The sequence below is a fragment of the Massilimicrobiota sp. An142 genome, from assembly GCF_002160725.1.
Classification (GTDB): domain Bacteria; phylum Bacillota_I; class Bacilli_A; order Erysipelotrichales; family Coprobacillaceae; genus Allocoprobacillus; species Allocoprobacillus merdigallinarum.
This window is the reverse complement of the sequence record NZ_NFLD01000002.1, coordinates 74,003-95,109: the sequence shown is the minus strand read 5'-3', so window position 1 is coordinate 95,109 and position 21,107 is coordinate 74,003. Positions and strand designations below refer to the sequence as shown.

Genomic DNA, 21,107 nt, shown 5'->3' with positions numbered 1-21,107 from the left:
GATCACCCTGTAAGAGTTTATCAAAATAAAAAAATATCTTCTTTAAGAAATGATTAAGAAGATATTAATCTTTTTTAGGTTGTCTAATAAAAAAGCGTAATAATTCTTTACCATGGAAAGGATACAAGGGATATAAATAAGAAACACCAAAGGTTTTGATACGGGCTAAACTGATCCAAAAAATCAGATTAAATAGAATAAATCCATATATATTCAATAACATAACGGAGATAATCATCATGATTTTGATATATTTATTGGTCAGTGATAATTCATAATTAGGGGTTGCAAAACCACCCACGGTTCCAATCGCACAAAACATCAAAATATCTTCTGAAAAAAAGCCAAGCTGAATAGCAAATTCTCCAAGTAAGATAGCTGCAATCAATCCCATCGCATTAGACAATGATTGTGGCGTATGAACAGTCGCAATACGTAAGAGTTCAATAGATAATTCCATAATGAGAATCTGTATAAAAAAGGAATAATCCCATTGTAAAAAGGATGAACTTAAAGCAAAAATAGGAACAAGATATATAGATAAAAAGACTGCAGTCATACGTATGAATCGTATAAATGTCCCAATCAATGGTGTCTGACGATGTTCTTCAACATGTTCTAAGATTTCAAAAAGAGTTGTTGGCAACATCACTATAGAAGAAGATGTATCACATATAATCGCAATATAACCATGTTGAATATGTGTTGCGACAATATCAGGTCTTTCACTATATCGCACTAAAGGAAAAGGGTTATATCCCTGATTCAATAAAACTTCTTCAATAGCACGATCAGTCATGATAAATTCTTGAGTTTGAACTTGAGAAATACGAGTTAAAAGTTGTTGTAAGACATGTCGATCAACTTTATCTTCCAGATAAGCCACGGCAATATCAATGGGATTTTGTGTTCCCATTGTTGTTAAATGAAAACATAATTCAGGTGAACGCATACGCCGACGAATCAACCCTGTATTATTTAAGATAGACTCATTAAAGCCATCCTTAGCTCCACGGACACTTTTTTCTGTTTCTGGTTCTTGAATAGCACGATTTGGAAAATTTTTAGTATCCATTAAATAGGTGATTTCACCATCAAATAAAGCACTATTACCACCAAGAACAGCTCTTTGAATTTTTTGAATCTGATTTGTAGAAACGATTTCAACATCTCCCATGTTGATACAGTTTTCTAAATCTTTTCCTTCTCTATTTTCAATACCTTCTACCAGTCGTGAAATCAAAACATCGTTAGATAAACTGGCTAAAAAATAAAGATGAACCAGTCTTCCTTTAAAATTTAAAATACGATGTTTCAAATCATAAGAATTATTCATGATTTCGGTTTAAAAAGAATAGCCACAAGGAATCCAAAGAGAATGGCTGCACTAATTCCAGCAGCTGTTAAATCAAACATTCCCATTGCAATACCAAAAACACCATACTCTTTGGTAGCTGCCATGGCTCCATGCATTAAAGAATGCCCAAAACTGGTAATAGGTATTAATGCTCCTGCATGAAAAATATCAACCAGAAGATCATAAATATGGAAAAGATCTAAAAACGAACCTAAAACAACAAATAAACTGGTAATATGACCCGGTGTCAAACGACTATGATCATAAATAAGCTGAGCTATCAGACAAACAAAACCACTAAACAAAAAAGCCATGATATAATTCATTCTATCGCCTCCAGACTGATGGCATGAGCAATGCATGGAATACTTTCTTTTTGCGCACTCATCATTGGTGATAATAAGGCTCCTGTTGAAACAACTAGCACACGTTTTAATTTTTTGTCTTTAAGTTGTGGGTATAATGAACCCATTGTCACCAAAGCACTACAGGCACAGCCACTGCCACCTTGAAAAACAGGCTGTGAAGATAAATCATATAACATGCATCCACAATCGTTATATCGCACAACATCCATTTTATGACGTTGCAGCATTTCTTTTAAAATCTGATGACCATACATAGATAAATCCCCTGTCACAACCAAATCATAATCATGAAAAGTGCGTTTTAAATCCTGAAAATGATTCATGAGAGTATCAAAAGCCGCTGGTGCCATGGCACGTCCCATATCATTAGCATCATTCTGCGAGTAATCTATGACACGTCCTAATGTGATAGCTTCAACTCTTACAGACTGTGGCTGATTGGTTAATAAAGTGGACACAGCTCCGGTCGCTGTAAAGGTTGTTGTGTCTTTTTTTTGGACACCATATTCAACAGGATAACGGTATTGTCTTTCAGCTGTTGCATTATGACTTGATACCATTGTCACAATTTTGTCTACATAGCCAGCATCTATCAACAAGCCAGCCATCGCCATGGACAGGGCAAAACCTGAACATGCGCCATATAATCCAACAAAGGGTTGAGGCAGTTCTCTTGCCAGATAGTTGACAGATGTAATCTGATTTAACAAATCACTTCCTAAATATAAATCAATATCTTTATATTTCAGTTTTTCTCTTTTCAAACAAATATCCAAGGCATCCCTCAACATTTTACGTTCAGCTTTTTCAAATGATTTTTCACCATAATGATAATCCTGCAAACTTTTATCAAAACAGCTTCCTAATGGTCCTAAATATTCCAATGGTCCACAGACTGTCCCTGAAGAAGCAATATAAACATTTTCTAAAGTCACCGAATTACCCAAAAAGTGTAATGACATAACGAATCACTCCCAGCAGTGCTGAACTGACAATGCCATATGTAATGACAGTTCCTCCTAGCTTAAACATATTGCTGCCAATCCCCATAATCAATCCTTCACTTTGACTATCTAAAGCACATGATGTCATACTATTAGCAAAACCAGTAATGGGAATAAATGTCCCTGCTCCTGCCTTTTGAGCCAATTTATCATAAATACCTAATCCCGTTAACAAACAGCTTATAAAAACTAATGTAATAATCATCATAGGTGTTGCATCTTCTTGTTTAACATGATAAACATTCATAAAAAACTCTAAAACACCTTGTGCAATAGCACCAATGACACCTCCATACAAAAATGCATAAAACGCATTTTTCATCTTATGTCCAGTTGGTTTCAAAGATTCAGCCAACTGATCATATTCTTTACGATCCATTTTTCATCACCTCTTACATAGTGTTTACATTTTTTGACTTTTCAAACATGATTTTTTTTGTTGTACATATACTCTTCTTGAAAGGAAATGATGAATCATGAAAAAACTTTTAACGCGTATCTTTGAATACTTTTTTGAAGTGATTGAAGTTGATGAAGATGGGCATGAAATCAAAAAACAACAAGAATCTTAATTCTTGTTGTCATTTTTCTAAACGTACCCATATTCTATTTAAAATAGGAATCAGAATATAACCGATAAAAATTTCAATTGGTAAAACTGCACATTCCTTAACAACTCTTATACATAGTGAGATTGTCCAAGGAATCTGATACATCATATCTAACCATAATGGTGTTAAACATAAAGTGACAACCAATTCCGTAAGGACAACACATAAAACCCATGTTGAAAAGGTTTTGGCTTCCTGTGCATTAATTTTACGTTTTAAAAATGCAATCACTATCATAAATATCAATGATAACAACAGACAAATACTAATCAGTGTGATTTTATCTTGTGATTGAAGATGATACACTGTTTCAGAAATATTCACTGAATCAAGCTGTCCAATATAAATGGAAGCCCCAATACCTAAAACCAAAATCAGTCCAATCACAATGCGTAAAACATTTTGTGGGCTGATATTTTTTGAATGTTCATGAATCAATGACGGAATGACACTGACAAGAATTGTTCCTAAGGTAAATCCAAAGAATGGAAATCCTGTAGGTACTAAAATCAAACCAATCACATCGCTACACAAACCAACAATAAAGGCATAACTTGGTGATAAGAAATACCCCGCTAACATCAAGGGAATATATTCAAATCCAATTTTAAGACTTTCAGCTCCAAATAACGGAATCATAATAGCCAATCTTTTACAGATAGCTGTTAAGATAATAAAAATAGCTGCTATCACTAATTTCATGACATTTCCTTTTTCAAAAGGATAAAACTTAAATACATAAAAACCGAGTGCAATAATAATGATTGCAATAATAATTTGTTCCATAACATCATGCTACATATAACAAAATTTTCCTGCTTCATCCTCATTTCTAGTCCACAGGCGTTAATTCCGATCATAAGACCGTACATGCTTTGCTACTGACGTAGACTCCTCCTTCTTTTTTTATTTTTTTCTATCATACACGATTTATTCATTATTGACAATATTTCTTTCTTCTCCTTTTAAGAAGGCAAGTATATTTTCATAAACTTCATCTACGCATCTTTGTCTTGCTTCAATAGAACCCCAGGCAATATGTGGTGTGAAGATAACCTTATTCATATCTTGAATAGAATAAAGCACATCATCTTCTAATAATGGTTCATGTTCAAAGACATCTAAGCCAACTCCCGCTAAATGTCCTTCATTCAAGACTTTCACTAAAGCTTTTTCTTCTATAATGCCACCACGTCCAACATTGATGAGATATGCCGTTGGTTTCATTTTTCTTAAAGCTTCTTCATTAAATAAATAATGTGTCTTTTCATTTAATGGTGCATGAATACTAATAATATCTGATGTCTTTAACAAAGTATCAAAGTCAACCTGCTGATAATCGCTGGTTGCATTTTGACCACTTGTCGAATAATATTGAACTTTAGCACCCATAGCCTTTGCGATACCTGCGACCTGTCGACCTATATGACCTAATCCGACAATTCCCCAAGTCATAGAAGCAACATCATGGAAAACATCATCAAAATAACTAAAACGCTGACTTTGACAATATGCTTTTGATTTGACAAAATGATCGTATGTCACATTTTTTTCTACCAAATGCATCAATAAAGCTAACGTATGTTGAGCAACTGTCTTAGTCGAATAATCTTTTACATTAGCGACCTTAATGCCATGATCACGACAATATTCTAAATCAACATTATTCGTTCCTGTCGCAAATAAACAGATTAATTTCAAATGTTTTAAACCTTCCAGCACTTCCTTTGTCATTTCATTTTTATTTGTAATCACAATATCAGCACCTAAAATACGACCTTTAATTTCTGAAGGTTTTGTATCTTCATACATGGTCACTTGTCCTAAAGAAGCAATTTTTGACAAATCAACATCTTTTCCAACAGAAGCACTTTGTAAAACAACAATATGTGTATCTTCCTGTTTTAATAATGTCATAAAATCTTCTAGTGAAACATCCTGGAAAAGTTTTCCAAGCCAGATAGCTTCATTTAAATCTAAAATATCAGTTGGTAAAGCCACCCCACACATCACAGTATCTACAATTTCAAATTTTAAAATATGCTGAATCATCGCAACACCTAAAGCTTTAGATGTCATTGTTTTATCATCTTCAATTTTTTCTAAAAGATGTTGTTTAAAATGTTTTTCATTTTGTATACATTGATAGATACACTCCTGTAATGACGTATATGTTAAAACATGTTCTCTTATAAAATCATGATAAAGAAGTGGTAAAACAACATCATACAATTCTAATGGCACAGGTTTTCCATACCCTTTTGTAAAATTATACAGTATAGCTGTTCCTAATTCTTCATCTTTCATGCAATCTACTAATTTCATGATTATTTCCTCCCTCAAATAAATAAACTTCTACTCTTTGTCTTTCAGCCTTAGCTTTATCATCATAAAAAATCATACAGATTTTCATTTTCTGTTCATGAATATTATATTTCATCACATTATAGGAAATATAACGGCTACGACTTTCTTTTAAGCCACCCGTAGCACTTCCTGCTCCAATATAATAACAATCATCTTCTTTTTTAAAAAAAGGTAAATGCTTATGGCCATGAAACACATAATGAATATGTCGTTTTTTTAGCCAATCAATTAATAATGGTGCATCAACCAGAACTTTTGAAGTTTCTATAATACGATTGATAAATGTTTTTTCATGCCATTTGGTTTTAATAAACTCTGCTTTATTAATGGGATAAACATGGTGATGCAACATCACTAATAATGTATATTCTTCTAAATGATCAATAGCTGACAATTCATCATCTATTTCATCAAGTTGTCTTTTTCCTACTTTTCCTCTCGCTAAGTTTCCTTCACTTGTTGTATCCATTTTAATAATAACGATTTTTTCCTGTTCTAAAACTTTAACATTTTCACCTAACAGATAAGCAATTACTTTACTTTTTTGATTTCTAGCAAAATTAAAGCCATGAACAATCACATCATGATTTCCTAAAATAAAAGTCACATTCGCCTTATAACGCTTTTTAAGACTATTCATAAAATCATTGGCTAAATACATATTTTTACGATTAGGAGATTCCATCAAATCACCTGTTATCAAAATATTAACTGCCCATAAAGAAGGTAATCTTGGAATCAGTTCATCCAATGAAGCATAAAGATGCTCCAGCCCCTTTTGACGTTTATCTTTACCGAGATGCAAATCACTCAATTGAATGAAATAGGCATCATCCTGATACTGATTATAAACGTCAAATAAGCAAAGATGATTTTCAATATAGGATGTTAACTGCAAGAAATCTTTTTGATTATGTATCGGCGCAAATACTGCCTGTTGTCCTTTAAAAATTAAACATCCTGGCCACATATCAGCATGATTTAAAGCACAGAAAAAGGCTGGAAAAGGATCAAAGAAAGATAAATTATCACGTTGAAAATGTTCTGAAATAGCATAGAAATAAATATTCTCGTATTCAGGAAAAGATGTCATTTGAAAAGAAGATTCATCAAATCCAGGCACATAAACAATGTGAATCGCTTCCTGATATGTTTGAGCCATTGTTTCCATTTCACTAGAAAAAGGCTTATGCAAAATATGATCCACATCTTCAGCTTTCATAAAACGTGACAACAATGCATAATCATCCCTTGTGATAGAAGATAAAACATCACACGAAATATGGCGTTGGCAAAGCCATTGAACAAAACTTTGTATATAGTCATATGACATCAATAAATCACGCATATATGCTGATTCATTACGATAAACAATATTAAAAAAGGTATTGATAAAGAAGATTTCATTCACTGTCTTTTCACCTCATAATTTTATTATACTACAAATTGAAATAATTGAATATGAAAAAATATAACGGGAATCCCGTTATATTTTAGAATTTTAAGTTTCTTGGTGTTCTTGGGAATGGTTCAACATCTCTAATGTTTTGCATACCTGTCAAATACATTAAGAAACGGTCAAATCCTAGTCCAAATCCAGCATGTTTACATCCACCAAATCTTCTTAAATCCATATACCATTGAAGTCCTTCTTTAGACATTTGTTTTTCATCCATGATTTTTTCTAGAACTTCATATCTTTCTTCACGCTGACTTCCACCAACTAATTCCCCAATTCCTGGCACCAGCAAATCACATGCTGCAACAGTCTTGCCATCATCATTTAAACGCATATAGAAAGCTTTAATTTCTTTTGGATAATCTGTTAAGAACACTGGTCCACCTACAATTTTTTCACAGATATAGCGTTCATGTTCACTATTGAGATCCATACCCCATTCAACTTTATTTTCAAACTTAACATCGGCCTGTTTTAAAATATCAATAGCTTCTGTATATGTCATACGTTTAAATTCACTATTTCTGACATGAGTAATTCTTTGAATACATTCTTTATCAATCATCTGTTCAAAGAATTTCATTTCTTCAGGTGCATTTTCTAAAACATAGTCAATACAGTATTTAACCATATCTTCAATTAAATCCATATCATCTTCTAGATCAGCAAAAGCAATTTCTGGTTCAATCATCCAGAATTCACTGGCATGACGTGATGTATTTGAATTTTCAGCTCTAAAAGCTGGTCCAAATGTATAAACATCTCTAAAAGCCATACAGAATGCTTCGACATGTAATTGTCCTGTTACGGTTAAAAATGCTTCTTTACCAAAGAAATCTTTATCAAATTCAGTATTATCAATAGTTGTTGCTCTAAACATTTCTCCAGCACCTTCACCATCATTACTTGTAATAATTGGTGTATGCACATAAACAAAACCTTGTGACTGGAAAAATTCATGAATAGCCATTGATAAAACACTTCTTAATCTAAAAATAGCATAAAATGTATTAGCACGTGGACGAAGATGAGGAATTTCTCTCATATATTCAAAAGAATGTCTTTTCTTTTGAAGTGGAAAATCTTCATCACATGCACCTTCTACAACAACCTGTGTTGCTTCAATTTCAAAAGGCTGTTTAGCTTCAGGTGTGAGTTTTAATTTTCCTAAAACACGAATAGCACTTCCCGTACTGATATGTTTGATATCATCATAATTTGATAAAGTTTCCTGTAAATATACAATCTGGCAGTTTCTAAAATATGTTCCATCGTTTAAAGCAATAAAACCAACTTTTCCATTATCACGATTTGTACGTACCCATCCATCTAATTCAACATATTCTAAACCTTCAGTTTCAAAATCTTCCCCAGATAAAACCATTTCATACAATTCTCTGACTGTCATAAATTCAAACATGACTCTCTCTCCTCCTTTTTATAAAAAAAGCCGTTCCTAAAAGGAACGACTATAATATCGCGGTACCATCCTCATTCATATTCATCATGAATATGCTCTCTTACCATAACGCTGTTTAGCGGGATAGTCTACTTACATTTCTCCTATCCGGTTCATTGAGTGTTCCATATTATAACAGTTTCTTTTGCTTACACCATCCAAAAGTCGCTATTAAACTTCACTATAATACGTTCTCAAATCATTACCTGTACATCTATTATTAACATCTTTCTCACAAAATTTCAATACTTTATTCATCATTGACATGCATTTTTAAAACCAATTCCTGAATAGCCACAACAACATCGACTGTCTGTACAACAACATCACTATGAACTGTAAAATGTGTATGCGTAAAATCTACAATTCCTTTAATGCCTAAATCCATTAAACGATCGACTGTTTCCTGAACATTTTCACTAATAGCCAATATCGCAATCTTGCAGCCTTGAGGAAATGTTTTTTCTAAATCATCAATATGATAAAGTTTAACCCCAAAGCGTTCTCCAACTTTATTTTGATCCAAATCATAACCACACACAATTTTTCCAACTGTATATTGCCAGCGATTATATTTTAAGATGGCACTTCCTAAGTTACCAACACCAATCAAAATAATAGATTCATCTAACCCTAAACCAAGAACATTATTAAGAATATTGATAATTTCCTTTGTATCATATCCGATACCACGTTTACCTAATGTTTCTTTGTGTGTCAAAAAACTAAAATCACGACGAATGGTTGTATCCAAGATTCCTGTTGCTTCAGATAATTCACTTGATAAAAAGTTGTTTTGCCCTTCATGTTGCATATTACGCAATGCCTTTAAATAAACGGGAAAACGTGACATTGTTGCTTTTGAAATTTTATGCTGTTTTTTTTCCATTAAGATTCACCAAGACTTTCCTCTTCTAAATCATATGACGGTTTGACCATTAAGTCAAGTGATGAAAATTTCTGATGTTCAAACATCACACGTGCTGCCGAAGCAATCATAGCTGCATTATCTGTGCAATAGCGCATTGGTGGAAATAAAACAGGTATCTCACTACGCTTTGTCAGTGCTTGTCTTAATCCCTGATTTGCACTGACTCCCCCAGCCACGATAATCTGTTTAACATGATAATCCTGAGCCGCTTTGATTGTTTTAGAAACCAGAACATCAACAGCAACTTCCTGAAAAGAACATGCTAAATCTTGAGGAATAATCTCTTCACCACGTTGTGATGCATTATGACAAAGATTAATCACTGCTGATTTTAAACCACTAAAAGAAAAATTATAGCTTTCATCATTCATGGGTAATGGCAAAGCATAAGTATGTTTTCCTTCTTTGGCCATACGATCAATAACTGGTCCTCCTGGATAAGGCAAATGCAATACACGTCCAACCTTATCGTAAGCTTCTCCAATCGCATCATCTAAAGTCTGACCAATGACTTCAAATGAAAATTCATGTTTCATATAAACAAGTTCACTATGTCCACCACTGACAACTAGACACAAACATGGATATTGAATGTCTTCGACAAGTTCATTAGCATAAATATGTCCAGCAATATGATGAACACCAATTAATGGTTTATGATAAGCTAATGCCAGTGTTTTGGCAGCCTGCATCCCAACATGTAAAGATCCTACCAGTCCAGGCCCTTTGGTAACGGCAATGGCATCAATATCCTGCATATTGATTTGGGCTTCATTTAAGGCTGTCTTTAAGACAGTCGATACACATTCAACGTGCATACGACTGGCAATTTCTGGAACAACTCCACCAAACATACGATGTGTATCAATTTGTGATGCGACAACATTGCATAAGAGTTCACGTTTATCCTTTAAAATCGCCACTGCCATTTCATCGCAACTTGATTCAATTGCTAAAATAAGACTCATGCTTTTCCCTCCATTTCTTTTGTCATTAAATAAGCATCTTCATGATTATCCTGATAATAATCTCGACGTATGGATTGAATATCAAATCCATTTTTTTGATAAAGCGCAATCGCTTTTTGATTAGATTTTCGTACCTCTAAACTCATCGTGTTTACACCTGCATCCCTGGCATAAGATAAAGCAAATTCTAAAAGCTTTTGTCCATAACCTTGAGATTGTTCTTCTTTTTTTATCCCAATGGATGCAATTTGTGCCTGTTCATACATCACCCAAAAATCAACATATCCAATGATTTCCATTTCCTTTTTTAAAACAAAAATATGTGCAAATGGATTTTCTAACAATTCGTATTCAAAATCTTCTTTTGACCAAGGTGATGTCATTAAAGTGTGTTCTAACTGCACGAGCGTCTCAATTTCTTCTGACTGCAAAGCTTCTATAAGCATATTTTTTTAGCCTCAACATCTTTAAGATAGCGTGGTACTAAAGCATCAACATTTTGCACTATTGATGTCTGCTTGGCTAATTCATGTAAATTTTTAGCCAAATCAACCGTATTAGGTTCATACCCCACAACTTCATTTTGTCCAACAACTTGAAAATCACTATAATCTTGCATAAATTGTGGAAACTGTTGAATATCTATCATTTGTTCTGGAATAACTGCCTGTCCATTTTCATAAGCACAGACAAAAACTTTTTGACTACGTGCATCAATCACAGATACACATTTTTGTAAACCTGCATAAGCTGCTAAAGAAGAAATAGCTTTGATATGTACTGAAGAAATAACACTTAATGTTTTCGCTATTGTTAAAGCAACTCTTTCTCCCGTATAAGAACCAGGTCCTAATGTAATGACCATTTCATCAATATCCAGTAATTCCTTTTGATGTTTTTCTAATAATTTTTGAAGATAGGGAATTGCATTTTCTGATTGGCGTTTAGACCCCATTTCCTGAAGAGATGACAAACATTGATCATCTTCATATAAAGCAACCATTAAATATTGATTCGATGTATCCATTATAAGCTGTAACATATTTTCATCTCCTCCAATAATTGCTGATATTTTTCTCCATAAGGTACAAATGTCATTCGACGTGTCTGATCACTATTTTTTGTCATATGTATTTCTAATCTTTCTTGAGGTAATATATCTTGAATATACATTGGCCATTCAATAACACAAACACCATCATTTTCAAACATTTCTTCAAATCCTAATTCTTCATTTTCACCTTCTAAACGATAAGCATCAAAATGATATAAAGGCCATCTTCCCTGATATTCCTTCACAATCGTAAAAGTTGGTGAATTAATAATCTTTTTAACACCTAGACCTTTTCCAATTCCTTTTGTAAATGTTGTTTTACCAACACCTAAATCTCCTTCTAATGTAATCACAGCATTAGGAAATAAGTGTTTAGCAAGTTCTTCTCCAAAATCAATCATATCTTGTTCATTTTGAAAATCCACGATGATCTCTCCTTTTTTTATAATTTCCACTTTGATAATAATGATACCAATGTTGTGCAAAACCAGGTCTAAAAGGTCCTGCCATATTCATAGCCATCTCAATCAGTTGATCTAGCTGCTGATATAATATCTCATCTAGTTCTTGACCATAATTCATCATCATTTTATGTTGCTGGTATTCTTCTTCATCTAATATTTTATATTTATAATCTGGAAAAACCTTTAAATCTAAATCATAATCAATGTATTTTAAAGCTTCTCCATCATACAATGTTGGTGATGCAATATTACAATAAAAATGCACCCCTGTTTTACGAATCATACAAATGACATTATACCATTTTCGCTTAGGGAAATAACAAATAGCTGGTTCTCTTGTATACCATTTACGTCCATCTGATTCCGTAACAAGCGTTCTATTATTCACCACAATAAAATGATATGGTGTTTCTTCTAAAACAAGTCCTTTATCCCAACAGCGATGAATGCTTCCATCATGTTTATAACAATGAATAAGGATATTTTGACCAACAAATGTCTTATTCATAATCAATAACCTCTTTCTATAACAGAAATATTATACACAAGTTATACTCTTTTTTAAAGCAAATTTACTATTTTCTATATAGTAAAAAAATCTCTCAGTATTGAGAGATTACATAAATGCTCTTTTTAAACGAGGATATAACAATGGAACATCAACCATAAACAATATAAGCGATGGTGCAGAAAAATGAACAAACAACATGACAATTGTACAGTTAGTTCAATTTGATAAAAAAATTTATATATTACTTGTAATCGCAAATAATATTCCATAGCGATTTTACAATACTGTATCAAGCCAAAAAGGCATGAAATCATGCACTAAAAAATATAAAACAATTTCCAGAAGATTTTTGTTTTCAACTTACAAAAAAGAAAATGAAACTTTTCAATACCAGATTAACACCTCAAAAATATGAGATGAATCATTAACCAATACATTCGTAGTGTTAACGTACTTGTTTCCATATATCATTGATCAAAAATGTTTTTCTTTAGATATTCTATTTAGCTTTACTTCTGCAACAGATATACCTACTATCACAATAAAAAGCAGACATGACAAAAGACATCATTCCTAAAAATATTTTTAATTGTGCTCTTAATTATTTAATATGCCATTTATAATAACAACATATTTATCTTTTTTATTTCCAATAAACATTTTTAATACACACTTCATTCAGGTCTCCTAAATATCGAATATCATTATATACTATGAACGATTCAAGAGTATATTTTTTCCCAATTTTTAACAATGATAAAATAAGATATTCATTACTATTCACCTTAAAATAAAAATAATCCCCTTTCAAAGAACTGTTAATCAATCGTTCTTCTCTATTTTCTTTCATCCTTGGCTTTTTTGATATATTATTAAAAAAATATGGTAACCATTCAATTCTTGATAATATCATATCCCATGTAATATGTTTATGATTTGCTGTTGGTCTATTTCGTCTAATTCTATTCTCGAACATATCTAAATCAATCTCATTATTCAATAAAATTTGAAATCCATTCTTCCCTTTATATTTTGATTTATGCCTTTGTTTATCATAAGCATATTGTAACCCAATTAAATGAGGTAGCTGTGTAGTACTGATCTTTATTTGCAACACTTTATCAACCGTTTCAATACAAAGAATTTTATTATCAAATTGACAGAAGTATAATGCATATTCATGAAAAGAATAGCTTCTCATATCAATTCTATTTCTTGCTTTGTTTAATTCCATATTTTTATTCCTCTTTTAAGCACTGAAAAAGGGATTGTAAAACAATCCCTCTATTCAGAAAGTCTGAGCCAAATTTAGGAAATGGCTAGTTCCAGGGCTGTAGTATTTGTTTTTGCGCCCGCCACAGTCGGGTCCCCATCGACTTTCGAATGATCACATCTTCGTTTAAAACGAAATGTCGCAGATGAAATAACTGTCATCCTCAGCAATTATATTATGGATAATCTTATCCATTCATATACTTATTTTCTTCGAAATTAAATATTCCTTTTAATTCCACATTCATTATAACACATTTTCTAGAAAACTCTAGAGATTAATACAAAATCTTTCTAACAAAATCAAATCAGTAAATTCTGCTTAAAGCCTACTCTAAAACAATGATAAACTCTTTATCGAAGCAACACTAGCTTTTAAAGTCACAATAAAAAATTATCCCTTGACATATCTATTATAAATAACGTTAAGAGGTGTTTCAATCATCAAATTTGAATGAACTTCCTTTATACAACATACTTATAACAAAACGACTTTATTTGTCCATGGCAATCACCAATTCATTTCTAGTCGAAATAAAATCTATTTCTTTCCATTATTTTTCATAGTCCTTTTTTTGAAACAATATGAGATAAAAAAGACTGTATTAAGCAAGAATGATATAATCAATATGTTTGTTTATTTCATGTGTCTACCATAGTGGAATCATATCACTTCACTATCCACTCCATACGAACTTTTTATGATATATTAAAAAATCTCTCAGTATTGAGAGATTACATAAACGCTCTTTTTAAACGAGGATATAACAATGGAACAACAATCATACATAATATAAGTGTTGGTGCAACATAGATAATATTATATCTTAATGAATAAACAATTGGATTCATACCTTTTGGTGCATAACTTGCAAACAAGAAAGCGCCTGAAGCAAAATGAGATAAGTATTTTAAAAACATGACAAAAACAATACCCCAGCAAATAGGAAGGTTTCCAATTTTTTGTGTTTTCATCAAAGGTGTTAATCCACATACTGCAAGTGGTAATACATAATCAAGTAAAACTGACCATGGTCCATAGTAAGTTGCTAAACCTAAGACAAACTGTAAAATAGATACCCCTATTCCACAAATGACACCATATCCAGCTCCCATTAAATAACCACATAACATGATGGCAATGACATCAACAGAGATTGTTCCTCCCTGTGGTAAAGAAGGAATAATTTCATTCACATAGCTCAAAATCACTGTAATAGCCATAAACATTGCAAGCTGACACATACTTTTGACTGTGAAATCAACTTTTAAAATTCTTTTCATAATTCGATCCCCTTTCATTGAAGCCAACAAATAAAAAAGACTTTTCTACCCACGTAAAAAAGTCACAAAAATCATTATTTGCACTCTCTACGCTGGCATTACCCAGTTCAGATCATAAGGGACAAGGTGAAAACCTTTCTCAGCAAATGCGCCCCTGGCTCATATCTATTATATTCTTTTTTAGAAAAAATACAAATATTTTTTACAAAACATTTTTTCCTAGTTTTTTTATAAATAAATGCTATAATAAAAGGGAATTAAGGGAGGATAAGAAAAATGGCAAAAATTATTGCAGTGAATGCTGGTAGTTCATCACTTAAATTTCAATTATTTGAAATGGATGATGAAACAGTCATTACTTCTGGTGTTATTGAAAGAATTGGTTTAGAAGATTCTATTTTTACAATTAAATTCAATGGTGAAAAAGATGTTCGTACTTTACCTATTCCAACACATAAAGAAGCTGTTCATTTATTATTAGATACATTATTAGAAAAGAATATCGTGTCTTCATTGGAAGACATTAAAGGTGTAGGACATAGAGTTGTACAAGGAGGTTCTTATTTTAAAGAATCTGCTATTATTGATGAAGATGTTGTCAGCAAGATTGATGAATTAAAATCATTAGCACCTTTACATAACCCTGCTCACTTAACAGGATATTATGCTTTTAAGGAAGCTATTCCAAATGCTGGTGCTGTTGCTGTGTTTGATACTGCTTTCCATCAGACACTTGAACCAAGATGTTATATTTACCCAATTCCATATCGTTTCTATACTGATTATAAAGTGAGAAAATATGGTGCACATGGGACTTCACATTATTATGTATCACAGAAAGTTATTGAAAAACTAGGTAACCCTGAACATTCTAAAATCATTGTTGCTCACTTAGGAGCTGGTGGTTCTTTAACAGCTGTCAAAGATGGAAAATCTATTAATACATCTATGGGATTTACACCATTAGCTGGAATTATGATGGGAACTCGTAGTGGAGATTTGGATCCTTCTATCATTGATTACTTGATTGAACAAGTTGGTATGGATATGAAAGATGTCATTCATATGTTAAATAAAGAATCTGGATTACTTGGTGTATCAGGTGTATCAAGTGACTTTAGAGATGTATTAAATGCTGCTAATGAAGGAAACGAAAGAGCTAAGTTAGCTATTGACATTTTCTTTAGAAGAGTTATTGCATACATTGGTAGATATTTTATTGCTTTAGGTGGATGTGATGCAATTGCCTTTACAGCTGGTATTGGAGAAAACTCTGCTTATGCTAGAAAAGAAATTCTATCATTAGTAAGTGAAGCATTAGGTATTGTTGTTGATGATGATGCTAATGAAAATGGTGAAGGTGAACGTTTAATTTCTAAACCTGAATCAAAAATCAAAGTTTATGTCATTCCTACAAATGAAGAACTTGTGATTGCCAGAGATACAAAACGTTTATTAAATCTATAAAATAAAAAAACAATATAAAAGAAAAGAAGATGCATGGATCAAAATCCCTGCATCTTTTTCTTTACCTATCTGTTTCTTTTTGAGTTCTACAAAGCTTTATAATGAAAATCAAACATCCTCCAGCTAATATCAGATAATAAAACATGTGCGTCGTATCTCCTGTTTTCACAACGACAACTGGAATCTTTTCATTTTCATACTGAAAACTATGCACCTTTCCAATTCCTTCAAGCTGATCATCAATGACAATCTTAACAACTTCATCAGATAACTGATAACCCTTTGGCGCTTTTGTTTCTTTGACATAAACTGTTTGACCATACTCTAAATTTTCAAAAGTGACAGTCCCTTTTGTTGTATCAGCCTTTAATGTTTTGAATGGCTTTTGACATTTTTCATCTAAATAAATTGTAAACTCAAAATCATTATGAACAATGTTCTTATGTGTTTGACTATCAACCTTATTGATCAAAATATCAGTGATAATACGATGATCTGTCATTGTCAGTGACATATCCTGTTTTCCATCAACAGTCAAAGTCACGGACGGAGATGTTTCATATCCTTCTGGTGTTTTGACTTCAACAATTGTATAAGTTTCCCCTACCTTCAATCCTTGCGCATAATGAACTGATCCATCTGTTGTCCATTGATCAATGATGTTTTTTGTTTTATTAGACACAATCTGTAATGTCGCACCTTTGACATTATTTCCTAATTCATCTTTCTTTTGAATACCAACTGTTGTATCAATCATTGTGATATGCTGATTCTGTTGATCATCAGTGACAGTAAACTCAATATCCTGCGCCAGATTCTTACCAATTGGTGCTAAATCTTCATGAAGAATATAAGTCTTACCTACTATAAGATTATTTATAGTATGACTATCCTTTGTAGAAATCCATTCATCAACAATTTCTTCTGTTTCTTTATCAATGACCTGCATAGATGCACCTTCAATTTCCTGTCCACCTGCATCCTCTTTTGAGAAAATGACTTTCTTATCTATCATAGATAAATTCATATTTTCATTCTCTTTCACAGTAAACTGTATTTCATTAGCCATCGCAAATCCATCTGGTGTTTTGATTTCTCGAAGGATATATGTTTGACCAACAATAAGTCCTTCAGCGTGATGAACACTTCCGTCAGTTACCCATTGGTCAACAATATTTTTGGTCTTATCACTGACAATCTGAAGAGTCGCTCCTTGAACAGCGTTACCATCTGCATCTAATTTATTGACATCCACCTGTATATCTTTCATGACAATTGTCTGTTTGTTTTTTGACATTGTAAACTTCACATCTTTGGCATAAGTATATCCAAGGGGTGTTAAATCTTCACGATAGATATAATCCTTTCCAATGACAAGTCCTTTAACGAGATGACCTCTTCCATCACTTGTCCATTGATCAATAATTTCTCCACTTTTAGCATCAATGACAGAATATTCTCCACCTTTGAGTTCTGTTCCGTTTAAATCCTGTTTAGAGAAATATGTTTCTGTTAGCTTATTCTTTATTGTCTTTTCCACTGTATATTCTTTTGTAGTATTGTCTTTGATATCAAATTCAAAGATGACTGGTTCATCCAAAAGAACATATCCATCTATCGTTGAAATCTCTTCAACCTTGTATCTGGCCCCAGTTGTTCCAAGTGGTAAATCTTTTAATTCCAGTTTTCCACTTTCATTAATCATATAAATACCATCAGTTGAATTCCCCATACTGACAGGATCACCTTTTTTGTAAATCACCTTTCCTGTTGCTGGATCTATAATATCACTATCAGCAGTGACTTTAAACTGTGCTCCACCAACAGCTGTATCTTCCTCTCTTTCAAATTCTTTATGAAGAATCAAATGTCCTGTTGGTTTTTCATTGATAAATGAAACTTCAATGACAGGTTGATTGTCTTCATCAAAATAGATTTCATCATTATCTGCTGTAATATTCACTTGAATATCATCTCCAATAAGGAATCCTTCAGGATTTCTCAATTCTTCGATTGTATATGTTCCTGATTTGACCATATCATCCAGTACAACATATCCATTTTCATCTGTTGCCCATTCATCTTTATAAACCATACCAACTTTTTGTTTGACATCATTTCCTTCGCTATCTTTTAACTTAAATGTCGCATGAGATAAAGCCACTTTCTGTCCATCTTTATCTCTTTTCACAATTTTTAACCATGCCTGAAATGGTGCGTTGTTGACCATTCTATATTCAATTTCCTGATCTTCATTAATGGTAATAAAAAAATCACCAGCAGGATAATAATTTTCTGGTGTTTTTGTTTCCTTTATTTGATAAATACCATAAGGCAGATCAATAGATGTATCTCGTCCCGTTGAATCTGTCACAAGAACATCATAAGCTCTTGCCTGATCCCATCCATTCTTTTGAACATCTGAGTAAAGCTTGATAGTAAATTCTACACCTGCCAATCCTTGTGTAATGCCACTTGATCCATCAGTTCCCATTTTGGCAACTTCAAGTTTTCCTTTAATGACCTGTTCTTTAGAAACAACACTTTGTGTGACAACCTGCTGATTCGAATTTGAAGATGTCAATGTCACTATCTGAGGCCCATCTAATAAATATCCCTCACTTGGCTTTGTTTCTTCTACTCGATAGACACCCATCGGTAAATTAGACCATGAAATTTTTGCCTGATCATTTGTTTTCTTTGTTCCTGTATCACCCCAGACACCATTTCCAACTGTCTTTTGAGAGATGATTTCATCTTTCTTATAAAGCACAGTTCCATCAGATGGATTCAATATATCTTGATTGGCTTTTAAAACATATTCAGCCTCTTTTAAAGTTGCATCACCTTGAGAGATATTCCCAGTTTCTTTATCCTGTTTCTCTAATTCAATTTTCCCTAGAACTGGTTCATTATAGATTTCAATGGCATAAGTCTTACCATTTTCAGTCACACTCTGATTCTTTTCAAGTGTCGCAATGACATAGTTCTGTGGTGCTTCTTTTTCACGAATCGTATATGTTCCATAATCAAGTAATCCTGTTTTAGCAACACCTTCACTATTTGTAGATATTGTCGCAACTACCTGATTTCCACTTAAGACCTCAAACTTTGTACCTGGTTTCTTAACAACCTCACCTGTTTTTTTGTCCTTTTTCACAACCTGAATATAACCCTGTTTCCAGTTATTCGTTTGCGTAAACGAAGCTGTTTGACCAGCTTTTAACTCTACTGAATGGACTGTTGAATCCAAGACAAGATGATCTGGAACCTTGATTTCCTGTATATAAATGGTTGTTGGTTGCAGTTTGTCAATCGTAACTGTTCCATCTTTTCCAGTTGTATATGTACCTAGACTTTGACTCATGTCTGCATGATAAGAAATTTGAAACTGTACATCAGCAATATTATTACCCTTATTATCTTTTTTAGTAATCTTTAAAGCAGATGCTCCAATCTTAATCTTAAAGAAAGCACTTGGTATAGCTTCATCCAATTCTCCTGCAATCGCGACTTTCTGATATCTTTCAGAACTGTCTAAACAAAGCAGCTGTCTTTTATTGAGATCAAGACTATTGATTCCAGATACTGTTTTCGTATCATCAAATGAAGCATTCGCTGTGACTTTTAAAGCATTCCCATTTTTAACAAACGAAAGCCCGTTGGCCTTAAAATCATATCTTTCAAGAACCTGATTTTGATCATTCATTTCCATATAATAATGATTGCCATCAAATACAGTCATTTCATATGTTTTCGCAAGATTTTCACTCTTTGATGCAAAACTAGGAATCTGCCCCCATGTCTTTAAAATCTGACTATAAGAATCATAGTATGTTTTGACATTGGACTTTGTCGTAGAGTTAGACCAATTCAAAGAATTATAAACAGAAGTCGCACCACTGGTTGTCACACCTCGATAACTACCATCTGCATTTCTTTCACCAACCATGATTTCCCATACAATAATTTGTGCTGCATACCACTGATAGGCATTTCCATTCACTGCTTTTAATGATCCATTTGTATGATATGAAACATTGATCTTTGTTGGTGCTAGACTTAGCACTCGACTAATAAGCTTTTCCTTTTCTGACGAACTTAAATGTTTGTTCTTTTGAGCTTCTTCAATAAGCTCAATTGTGTCAGTAGGCGTATATTGTGTTCCATCATGAACAGCCTTTCCATTCTCTAGACAATAAAAATACTGTCCATTTGTCGTCAGAAGAACCGTCACACCTTCATCATATGAACTGGCCTCCAAAACAGTTCCATCATTTAGTTTGGATCCAGCTTTTGTGGTGACACCTGCCAGATAATTATAAGTATTCATCTCATATGAAGCTCCATAAACTTCACCTATGTTCAACATAAAAATACACGACAACATCAAAAGTATGACTTTCTTTAATTTTATAAAATGCTTATGTTTATCCATCTTTTTTCCCTCCTTTTTAGCTAAACATAATCGTTTTCGAACACATCACCTCCTTTTACATATCAAAAAAGACAGGTCATCATCCTGTCTTAA

At 32.8% G+C, this 21,107-nt stretch carries 18 protein-coding genes, 1 riboswitch and 1 other annotated feature; of the genes, 1 reads left to right on the top strand and 17 read right to left on the bottom strand.

Annotated elements, in window-relative coordinates; all coding sequences use genetic code 11:
* Positions 1 to 64 precede the first annotated feature (64 nt).
* The 16 genes from B5E87_RS01555 to B5E87_RS01480 form a co-directional block, all read right to left on the bottom strand.
* Entirely contained in the window at positions 65 to 1,336 is a 1,272-nt protein-coding gene (locus tag B5E87_RS01555) for a spore germination protein (protein ID WP_087243183.1), read from the bottom strand.
* Positions 1,333 to 1,683, bottom strand: coding sequence for a stage V sporulation protein AE (gene spoVAE, locus B5E87_RS01550; RefSeq protein WP_087243182.1), 351 nt, complete (start codon positions 1,681 to 1,683; stop codon positions 1,333 to 1,335). Before spoVAE ends, B5E87_RS01555 begins: the two co-directional genes overlap by 4 nt.
* Entirely contained in the window at positions 1,680 to 2,687 is a 1,008-nt protein-coding gene (gene spoVAD / locus B5E87_RS01545) for a stage V sporulation protein AD (RefSeq protein WP_087243181.1), read from the bottom strand. The genes spoVAE and spoVAD overlap by 4 nt, the downstream gene beginning before the upstream one ends.
* Entirely contained in the window at positions 2,665 to 3,108 is a 444-nt protein-coding gene (spoVAC, locus tag B5E87_RS01540) for a stage V sporulation protein AC (RefSeq protein ID WP_087243180.1), read from the bottom strand. The genes spoVAD and spoVAC overlap by 23 nt, the downstream gene beginning before the upstream one ends.
* Before the next feature lie 202 nt (positions 3,109 to 3,310).
* Entirely contained in the window at positions 3,311 to 4,126 is an 816-nt protein-coding gene (locus tag B5E87_RS01535) for a folate family ECF transporter S component (protein WP_087243179.1), read from the bottom strand.
* A gap of 144 nt (positions 4,127 to 4,270) precedes the next feature.
* Positions 4,271 to 5,665 carry a D-2-hydroxyacid dehydrogenase gene (locus tag B5E87_RS01530; protein WP_087243178.1) on the bottom strand — a complete coding sequence of 465 codons (1,395 nt, stop codon included), beginning with the start codon at positions 5,663 to 5,665 and terminating at the stop codon, positions 4,271 to 4,273.
* Positions 5,637 to 7,118, bottom strand: coding sequence for a metallophosphoesterase family protein (locus tag B5E87_RS01525; RefSeq protein ID WP_087243177.1), 1,482 nt, complete (start codon positions 7,116 to 7,118; stop codon positions 5,637 to 5,639). The genes B5E87_RS01530 and B5E87_RS01525 overlap by 29 nt, the downstream gene beginning before the upstream one ends.
* A gap of 82 nt (positions 7,119 to 7,200) precedes the next feature.
* On the bottom strand, positions 7,201 to 8,586 hold the full coding sequence (gene asnS / locus B5E87_RS01520) for an asparagine--tRNA ligase (RefSeq protein WP_087243176.1): 1,386 nt from the start codon (positions 8,584 to 8,586) through the stop codon (positions 7,201 to 7,203).
* Between the two features lie 38 nt (positions 8,587 to 8,624).
* Positions 8,625 to 8,837 (bottom strand) — a binding site (T-box leader).
* Positions 8,838 to 8,875: 38 nt separating this feature from the next.
* Positions 8,876 to 9,514, bottom strand: a complete 639-nt coding sequence (locus B5E87_RS01515) for a redox-sensing transcriptional repressor Rex (RefSeq protein ID WP_087243175.1) — start codon at positions 9,512 to 9,514, stop codon at positions 8,876 to 8,878.
* Complete coding sequence (gene tsaD, locus B5E87_RS01510; protein ID WP_087243174.1) at positions 9,514 to 10,524, bottom strand: tRNA (adenosine(37)-N6)-threonylcarbamoyltransferase complex transferase subunit TsaD; 1,011 nt, start codon at positions 10,522 to 10,524, stop codon at positions 9,514 to 9,516. Before tsaD ends, B5E87_RS01515 begins: the two co-directional genes overlap by 1 nt.
* Entirely contained in the window at positions 10,521 to 10,970 is a 450-nt protein-coding gene (rimI, locus tag B5E87_RS01505) for a ribosomal protein S18-alanine N-acetyltransferase (protein ID WP_087243173.1), read from the bottom strand. The genes tsaD and rimI overlap by 4 nt, the downstream gene beginning before the upstream one ends.
* Positions 10,961 to 11,566 carry a tRNA (adenosine(37)-N6)-threonylcarbamoyltransferase complex dimerization subunit type 1 TsaB gene (tsaB, locus tag B5E87_RS01500; RefSeq protein ID WP_087243172.1) on the bottom strand — a complete coding sequence of 202 codons (606 nt, stop codon included), beginning with the start codon at positions 11,564 to 11,566 and terminating at the stop codon, positions 10,961 to 10,963. The genes rimI and tsaB overlap by 10 nt, the downstream gene beginning before the upstream one ends.
* Positions 11,551 to 11,979, bottom strand: coding sequence for a tRNA (adenosine(37)-N6)-threonylcarbamoyltransferase complex ATPase subunit type 1 TsaE (gene tsaE, locus B5E87_RS01495; protein ID WP_206080666.1), 429 nt, complete (start codon positions 11,977 to 11,979; stop codon positions 11,551 to 11,553). The genes tsaB and tsaE overlap by 16 nt, the downstream gene beginning before the upstream one ends.
* A gap of 7 nt (positions 11,980 to 11,986) precedes the next feature.
* Entirely contained in the window at positions 11,987 to 12,550 is a 564-nt protein-coding gene (locus tag B5E87_RS01490; RefSeq protein WP_087243171.1) for a DUF402 domain-containing protein, read from the bottom strand.
* A 646-nt stretch (positions 12,551 to 13,196) separates the two neighbouring features.
* Positions 13,197 to 13,787, bottom strand: coding sequence for a PBECR4 domain-containing protein (locus B5E87_RS01485; RefSeq protein ID WP_087243170.1), 591 nt, complete (start codon positions 13,785 to 13,787; stop codon positions 13,197 to 13,199).
* Between the two features lie 773 nt (positions 13,788 to 14,560).
* The gene (locus B5E87_RS01480; RefSeq protein WP_158095522.1) at positions 14,561 to 15,109 is read right to left on the bottom strand and encodes an energy-coupled thiamine transporter ThiT; all 549 of its coding nucleotides are present in this window, start codon (positions 15,107 to 15,109) and stop codon (positions 14,561 to 14,563) included.
* 66 nt (positions 15,110 to 15,175) lie between these two features.
* Positions 15,176 to 15,275: riboswitch (TPP riboswitch) on the bottom strand.
* 110 nt (positions 15,276 to 15,385) lie between these two features.
* On the opposite strand from B5E87_RS01480, the gene B5E87_RS01475 reads away from it, so the two are divergent.
* Positions 15,386 to 16,576: an acetate/propionate family kinase gene (locus B5E87_RS01475; RefSeq protein WP_087243168.1), complete on the top strand. Its 1,191-nt coding sequence runs from the start codon at positions 15,386 to 15,388 to the stop codon at positions 16,574 to 16,576.
* 61 nt (positions 16,577 to 16,637) lie between these two features.
* On the opposite strand, the gene B5E87_RS01470 is transcribed toward B5E87_RS01475, so the two are convergent.
* Positions 16,638 to 21,014, bottom strand: coding sequence for an MSCRAMM family protein (locus B5E87_RS01470; protein WP_087243167.1), 4,377 nt, complete (start codon positions 21,012 to 21,014; stop codon positions 16,638 to 16,640).
* Between the last annotated feature and the right edge of the window lie 93 nt (positions 21,015 to 21,107).